Source organism: Halovulum sp. GXIMD14793, assembly GCF_054457435.1.
The window spans coordinates 1-684 of record NZ_JBTLNE010000131.1 but is presented as its reverse complement, the minus strand read 5'-3'; the positions used below and the strand labels follow the sequence as shown (position 1 = coordinate 684).

Annotated in this window: 1 pseudogene; it reads left to right on the top strand. The window is 58.6% G+C overall.

Annotation, left to right across the window (positions count from 1 at the left end):
- Nucleotides 1-684: pseudogene (locus ACW9UQ_RS18685) on the top strand (DDE-type integrase/transposase/recombinase); the annotation flags it as partial.

Here is a 684-nt window from a genome sequence, read left to right as displayed (position 1 = left end):
GCTGGACAAGCTCATCTTGTCAGAGGCCGCGCGGGGAAACTACTGAGCCCCTCGCGCCGTCGCGCCTGTATCGATCACGTTCGCAATGAGATGCGGGTGTCTGAACGTCGGGTCTGCCGGGTTCTGGGGCAGCACCGATCCACACAAAGGCGATTACCAATTGGGCACGCTGACGAAAGCCGCCTGGTGTCTGACATGATCGAGTTGATGCGCCAGTATGGTCGTTATGGTTATCGTCGGATTGCCGCTCTTCTGAGGGATGCAGGCTGGATGGTGAACGACAAGCGTGTGGAACGACTGTGGCGGCGCGAGGGGCTCAAAGTGCCCATGAAACAACCGAAGAAAGGGCGGCTCTGGCTGAACGATGGCTCATGCGTCCGGTTGCGGCCAGGGTATCGCAACCATGTTTGGTCCTATGACTTCGTGCATCATCGAACCGATGACGGGAAAGCGTTCCGGACTCTGAACATCCTGGACGAACATAGCCGGGAGTGCTTGGCGATCCGGGTCAAGCGGAAGCTGAACTCGACCGAGGTCATAGACGCACTGACCGATTTGTTCATCTTGCGTGGCGTCCCTGCCTACATCCGGTCAGACAACGGCCCAGAGTTCATTGCTCAGGCTGTCAGGGATTGGATTGCGGCGGTCGGCGCCAAAACAGCCTACATCGAGCCGGGATCACCT